The organism is Halorhodospira sp. M38, assembly GCF_022227985.1.
Taxonomy (GTDB): Bacteria; Pseudomonadota; Gammaproteobacteria; order Nitrococcales; family Halorhodospiraceae; genus Halorhodospira; species Halorhodospira halophila_A.
Genome location: NZ_JAJNQP010000045.1, coordinates 1 through 5,576 on the forward strand (window position 1 = coordinate 1; position 5,576 = coordinate 5,576).

6 protein-coding genes and 1 tRNA gene are annotated in these 5,576 nt (G+C 69.2%); all 7 read left to right on the plus strand.

The window, feature by feature from the left end; all coding sequences use genetic code 11:
• Window positions 1-457: energy transducer TonB (locus LRA98_RS12405; protein WP_238633654.1), on the plus strand; the 457-nt coding region annotated here is incomplete at its 5' end.
• A gap of 33 nt (window positions 458-490) precedes the next feature.
• Window positions 491-1,768, plus strand: coding sequence for a Tol-Pal system beta propeller repeat protein TolB (tolB, locus tag LRA98_RS12410; RefSeq protein ID WP_238640850.1), 1,278 nt, complete (start codon window positions 491-493; stop codon window positions 1,766-1,768).
• 23 nt (window positions 1,769-1,791) lie between these two features.
• Window positions 1,792-2,409: a peptidoglycan-associated lipoprotein Pal gene (gene pal / locus LRA98_RS12415; RefSeq protein ID WP_238633656.1), complete on the plus strand. Its 618-nt coding sequence runs from the start codon at window positions 1,792-1,794 to the stop codon at window positions 2,407-2,409.
• Window positions 2,410-2,424: 15 nt separating this feature from the next.
• Complete coding sequence (gene ybgF, locus LRA98_RS12420) at window positions 2,425-3,165, plus strand: tol-pal system protein YbgF (RefSeq protein ID WP_238633657.1); 741 nt, start codon at window positions 2,425-2,427, stop codon at window positions 3,163-3,165.
• A gap of 52 nt (window positions 3,166-3,217) precedes the next feature.
• Window positions 3,218-3,293 (plus strand) — tRNA-Lys (locus tag LRA98_RS12425).
• Window positions 3,294-3,423: 130 nt separating this feature from the next.
• Window positions 3,424-4,005: a hypothetical protein gene (locus LRA98_RS12430; protein WP_238633658.1), complete on the plus strand. Its 582-nt coding sequence runs from the start codon at window positions 3,424-3,426 to the stop codon at window positions 4,003-4,005.
• A 57-nt stretch (window positions 4,006-4,062) separates the two neighbouring features.
• Window positions 4,063-5,576 (plus strand): sensor domain-containing phosphodiesterase (locus tag LRA98_RS12435; protein ID WP_238640851.1); only part of this gene is annotated, 1,514 nt, incomplete at its 3' end.

Genomic DNA, 5,576 nt, shown 5'->3' on the forward strand with positions numbered 1-5,576 from the left:
GCCCGAGCCGGATCCAGCCGAGCAGCGGGCGGAAGAGCAGGAGCGGCTTCGCGAGGAGATCCGCCAGCGCATGGCGGAAGAGCGCGAGGCGCAGCGCCAGCAGGAACTCGAAGCCGAACGCCAGCGCCAGGAAGCGGCCCGCCAGGAGGCCGAGGAGCAACGCCGGCTGCAGGGGCAGCAGCAGCGCTACACCGCGGCGATCGCCGAGGCTGTCGAGCGCAACTGGCGACGCCCCACCGGCACGCCCGAGGGGCTCGAGGCGGTCATCCGGGTGTCGTTCTCGCGAAGCGGCGACGTGCGCCGGGTCGAGGTCGTCAGCGGCAGCGGTGACTCCGGCTTCGACCGTTCCGTCGAGCGCGCCGTCCAGGCCGCCTCGCCGGTGCCTTTCCCCGACGAGGCCGCGCTGCAGGAGCGCATGCAGACCATAACCTTCCGATTCGCACCGGACCGGAGTTAAGCCGTGACGCGACTGAACCGAGTATGGAGCACCGTGTACCTGGCAGCCCTGCTGATGCTGCCCGGGCAGGCCAGCGCCGATGACGTGGTGATCGACATCATCGGCGGCATCGAGGGCGCCACCCCCATCGCCGTCGTGCCGTTCCAGCGCGCCGATGGCGCCGACCCGGAGACCGGGATCGCCCCGATCATCACCGCCAACCTCGCCCGCACCGGCCGCTTCGACGTCCTGCCGGAGGACGACCTGGTGGCCACCCCGGGGCGCATGGAGGACGTGCGCTTCTCCACCTGGCGCGCCCAGGGTGTGGACCATCTGGTGGTCGGCGGCATCGATAATGCCACCGACGGCCGTTACGAGGTGCGCTTCGAACTCCTTGACGCCTTCCAGGGACAGCGGACCGACGGCCGGCGCTACCGCGCCGAAGAGCGCCACCTGCGCACCCTGGCCCACACCATCTCCGACCGCATCTACGAGGCGATCACCGACCGCGAGGGCACCTTCACCAAGCGGATCGCCTACGTCGCAGTCGAGCAGCGCGAGGACGGCGAGGGCCGGCAACATCGACTGGTGGTAGCCGATTCCGACGGACACCGGCCACAGACCATCCTGACCTCCGATGAGCCACTGCTCTCGCCCGCCTGGTCACCGTCGCGGGACCGCCTGGCTTACGTCTCCTTTGAAGGCCGCCGCTCGGAGGTTTTCGTCCAGGAGATCCGCACCGGAGAGCGCGAGCAGGTAGCCAGCTTCCGCGGGATCAACAGCGCCCCGGCCTGGTCACCGGACGGCGACCGGCTGGCGGTCACCCTTTCGCGCGACGGCGCCGCCAACATCTACCTGATCGACCTGGCCAGCGGTGAGGTCCGCCCCGTCACCGACCACTGGGCCATCGACACCGAGGCCACCTGGGGCCCCGACGGCGAGTGGATCTACTTCACCTCCGACCGGGGCGGACGGCCACAGATCTACCGCACCACGCCGGATGGCGGCGAGACCGAACGGGTCACCTATGAGGGGGCGTACAACGCCCGGCCGAGCATCTCACCCGACGGTGAGCGGATGGCCATGGTTCACCGCCACGACGGGCAGTACTATATCGCCCTGCAGGATCTGGAGACCGAGGCGGTGCAGATCATCAGCGACGGGCCGGCCGACGAATCGCCGAGCTTCGCCCCCAACGGTGACCTGGTCATCTACACCGCTGGCGGCACCGAGGGGCAGCGACTGGCCACAGCCTCGGTCATCGGCGGCGCGGTGGCCCCACTGGAGTCCACCGAACGACCGGATACCCGCGTACGCGAACCGGCCTGGTAAACCACCTGCGAGGACGAGACACCATGACCGCCAGAAGCCACCGAAACGTCGCGCTCCACCCCCTGCGCACCCTGGGGCTGGCAGCCAGCCTGGCCCTGCTGGCCGGCTGCGCCCACTGGATCGAGGACCCGGAGACCGCACCCGGCGAAGAGACCGAACTGGAAACGGAAGACTTCGATCCGACCGAGGCCGAGGCCCTGGAAGACCCGAGCGATGCCGACGAAGAACGCCTGGAGCGGGCACGCGCCGAGGGGCTGGACCCCGACGACCCGCTGGACGCCGCCGTCCTGGATGAGCCCGACAGCCCGCTGGCGACCCGGCGCGTGCACTTCGCCTTCGACTCCAGCGACATCCGCGACGAGGACATACCGGTCCTCGAGGCCCATGCCGAGTTCCTGCGCGAGCACCCCGACGAGCGGATGACCATCGAGGGCCATACCGACGAGCGCGGCTCGCGGGAGTACAATCTGGCCCTGGGCGAGCGGCGCGCCGAGGCGGTCGAACGGCTCCTGCGCGCCAACGGGGCCCGCTCGGACCAGCTCGAGGTGGTCAGCTACGGCGAGGAAGACCCGCTGATCGACGAATCCAACGAAGACGCGTGGGCGGAAAACCGCCGCGCGGAGCTGCTCTACGAGCGCTAACGCGGTACACCGGCTATGCGAAAGATCGCCACCATCACCGTACTTCTGGCCTTCGCCGCGCCTGCCGTGGCCGAGGACGTCGAGCAGCGCCTCGACCGCCTCGAGGACCTGTTCGACGGACGCGGACTCGCCGAACTGGTCCGCGACGTCGAGCGCATCAAGCAGGAAAACCGCGAGCTGCGGGGCGATATCGAGAGCCTCGACCGCCAGGTCCGCCGACTCCAAGAACGCCAGCGCGAACACTACGCCGACCTGGACGACCGGCTGCGCGAGCTTCAGGAGCGCGGGCTGGCCCAGGAGCAGGAGCAGGTCCCCATCCCCGACCTCGACGGCCCGGACAGCGAGGCCAACGAAGAGGACGCCGACGCCGGGGAACTCTACCAGGCGGCCTTCCGCCAGCTCGGCGACGGCCTCTACGAGGACGCCCGCGAGGGCTTCCGTGGCGTCCTTGAAGCCGACCCGGAAAGCGACTACGCCGCCAACGCCGTCTACTGGATCGCCGAGACGTACTACGCCGAGCGCGACTTCGAGGCCGCCGGCGAACACTTCGAACGGGTAATCGACGAGTACGGCGACAGCGACAAGGTGCCGGACGCCCGCCTGAAGCTCGGCTACATCGCCTTCGAGGAGGATCGACTGGAGGACGCCCGCGAGAAGCTCGAGGCGGTGCAGGCAGACCACCCGGATACCACTGCCGCCAACCTGGCTCAGCAGCGGGTCGCGGAGATTCGCCGTCTGATGTCCGACGACGAATAGCCGCCGGGCGCTTCCCTACCGCCGGCGGCTTGGTTAAAATGTGCGCTTCTCGGGGCCGTTAGCTCAGCTGGTAGAGCATCGGACTTTTAATCCGCTGGTCGCAGGTTCGAATCCTGCACGGCCCACCACCTTCTCTCTCCCAAGTCAGCAACGCAGCCTGCCGCCGGAAGCCGGCCCACTTCCTCATGGGCATGCATTGCCTCACGGCATTCGGCGGATCCGCAAAAGACCCATCTAGAGCGGCCACTCGAGGACAGGATGCGAACGCTACTGACGGTCATAGCCACCCTGCTAGTCGTCTGGGCAGGCCTGATCGGCTCCCTTTACGCCGTCGAACGGCTCGGGGAAAACCTCGGCTACGGCGTGGAGCGCATGGTCCTCGGCGATGAGACCGAGGAGGATATTGAGGAGTTTGACAGCTGGCTCGAAGCCCGGGCGGAGCGCCTGGATAAGGCCGGGGAACACCTCCCCCGAGCTGGAGCTCTGACATGGATTGCGCCCCCAGGCTTCCGCGCAGAGGTACGGGAACTGATCACCGAAGCGCGGGCCCTGCATGCCGATACCAAGGCGTTGCTCGACGAGGCCCAGGAACTCAACGAGCGCTATGAGGCCTTCAGCGGCGTCGTGGGCGAACCCCTGTTCGTCGAGGGACGAGGGCTACCGGATGAGCAGGCCCTGCTGCAACAGGAAGCCCTGGAGCTGACACAGGATCTGGAAGCCATCGTCGAACTCGCTCGAGGCTGGCAGGAACTACGCCAGCAAACCGAGGAGCTTAGTGCCCGCGGGGAGGCTCTCCAGAGACGCGCCCATGCCGAACGCGGCGCGCTCCAGCCTTTTTAAGTAGCATGTGTGGAATGAACTGAGGGCACAACCGAGGCAGAGACGCCGAGACCCGCCATGGAGACGAAGATCAGCGAGGAGGAGCGCCTGAGGCAGGTGCGCGGCCTAGAGCTCAGCGAGGCCGCCGCCTCCCGGGCGTTGCAAGAGCTTCTGGCGCTCGCCGAGGAGCTTTTCCACGTCCCCATCGTCCGCATCCACCTCATCGAGGCGGAGGCGCAGCGCTCGCTGGCCGGCACCGGGCACGCCCCGGCCTTCAACATGGCCCGCGACCAGTCGGTGTGCACCCACACCATCGAGCGGGAGGAGTCCCTCATCCTGCCGGACTTGGCCGAGGACGGCGCGTTCCGGGAACACCCGCTGGTGACCGGGGCGCCCTTCCTGCGCTTCTACGCCGGGGCCGTGCTGCGCACCCCGGAAGGCGGCGCTCTCGGCACCCTCTGCCTGATCGACTACGCCCCGCGGGCGTTCACGGCGGAGGACGAGTGCCGGCTCATCCAGCTTGCCCGCGTCGTCGAGATCCACCTCACCGGCGGCGCCGCCCGCAGCCCCGCGGCCCGGAACCCGAGCCTCGACGAGGCCACGGGGTTGCCCACCCGGGCGAGCACGGCCGGCCGCGTGGCGCCCCTGCTCGAGGCCGCCGCTGAGGGGGAGCACCCCGCCCCCCTCGCCCTGATGAGCATCTACGTCGAGGATGCGGCCGGCCTGCGTGCCAGCGGCCAGACGGCCTCGGCAGACCGACTGCTCGCCGCCACCACCGCCCGGCTCCGGGCCGCCCTGCCGGAGCAGACCAGCCTCGGGCACTGGGAGGTCAACGAAATCCTGGTCTGGGCGCCGGCCACGGCCCCCGGTTGCGATCCGGAGACCATCGGCACCAGAGCCGCAGCGGCGCTCCAGGAGCCGATCACCACCGGCATGGAGCAGATCCGTCCCACCATCGCACTCAGCGTGGTCCAGGCTCCCGATGACGGCGAACGCCTCGACCAACTCACCAGCCTCCTCCACCTACTCACCAGCAACCAGCACGGCGCCAGCCGGGTCCGGGTGGTCCAGAACGGAACCGGCCGGATCGGGGTCTCGGAGCAGATCCACCTCGTCCAGCGTCTCGACGAGGCGCTGGACCAAGGCTGCATCGAGCCGCACTACCAGCCGCGCTTCGACCTAACCTCCGGCGCCATGACCGGCATGGAGGCCCTCGCCCGCTGGCACGACCCGAAACTCGGATGGATCTCGCCGGGCGAGTTCATCCCCCTCGCCGAGCGCACCGGGCGCATCGAGGAGCTCACCGGGGTGATCCTGCAGGCCGTTTGCCGCCAGGTCCGCGCCTGGATGGACGAGGGGATCACCGTGCCACCGGTGGCCGTAAACATCAGCCCGCAGGAGCTGCTCGAGCCCCACTTCGCGCCCCGGCTGCGGCAGGCCCTCGCCGAGGCCCGCCTGGCGCAACCGCAGGTGGAGTTGGAGATCACCGAGCGAGGCTTCAGTGAGGAACTCCAGCCCATGGCGCGGGCCATGCGCGCCCTCGCCGAGCAGGGAACCCCGTTCGCCATCGACGACTTCGGCACCGGCTACTC